General features: G+C 47.2%; 1 protein-coding gene. It reads left to right on the top strand.

The features are described from left to right. The coding region (locus tag ACFIM8_RS09115; RefSeq protein ID WP_375614832.1) for a hemagglutinin repeat-containing protein at positions 1–1,053 on the top strand (1,053 nt) is incomplete at both ends.

Genomic DNA, 1,053 nt, shown 5'->3' with positions numbered 1-1,053 from the left:
GTCGGCAAGTTTTATGGCTCAGCCTATTATTTGAACAGAATTGGTTACAATCCTGACAGAGAGATTTTTTTCTTAGGGGATGCTTATTTTGAAAAGGAATTGATTGAAAAACAAATGCGTGATCTTGTTGGTCAAGGTTTGGGCAAAGGTTCCTTTATTCCTGGAAGTGATGCCATTGAACAAGTCAAAACTTTGCTGGATGTCGGGGCAGACTATGCAAAAGCCCACAATCTCCCCTTTGGTGAGGCTTTGAGTGAAGAACAATTGGCGTCCCTAGAAGCCCCAATGGTGATTTATGTGCGCCAACAGGTCAAGGGCATGGATGTTTATGCACCGGTGCTTTACATCCCTGAAAAAGACAGAGCCTCCTTTGTTTCTGCTGGGGCTTTGATCATGGGCGATGATATCAATATCACCAGCCAGAATACCGGCAATTCCACAATAACCAATTCAGGGCGGATTGCGGCAAACCACCAATTGCATGTGCATGGCGGGGATATCTTTAGTCAAGGGGGGCATTTTGCGGCGGGTGGGGATGCTGTTTTAGTTGCGGAGAAGAATATTCGTTTGGATGCAGGGCGCACAACGGTTGACGGCGTGGAGACCGTTTTAAACACCGAGGCACTTTCTGCTGGTGGCAATGCGAGCGTGATTGCCAAGCAAGATATCACAGCCTCAGGGGTGGGGATCACCACCGGGGGTGATCTTGCTATGGCTACAGAAGAAGGCAACTTGACGATCGGTTCAGCAGAAACCCATTACCATGATGAACAGGGTGATGCCACCATGCATCATAAATCAGAAGTCAACTCTGGTGGCTCGACAACGCTTTCCTCTGGAAAAGATTTGAATATCTTAGGCTCTGATGTTCAAACAACGGATAAACTTCTCTTGCAAGCTGAGAGGAATGTTTCGATTGATGCCACACGCAACAGTGCCAATAGCCATCGCGGGGATCAAACCTTTCATGTCGCGGTGCACAATGGCTCTCATTTAAGTTCTGGAAAAGAGACCACTGTTCTCTCTGGAAAAGATATCCATATTGCTGCTTCC

Source organism: Bartonella sp. AC535YNZD, assembly GCF_042196625.1.
GTDB lineage: Bacteria > Pseudomonadota > Alphaproteobacteria > Rhizobiales > Rhizobiaceae > Bartonella.
The sequence above is the reverse complement of the archived record's forward strand: the minus strand, read 5'-3'. Positions and strand labels throughout refer to the sequence as shown.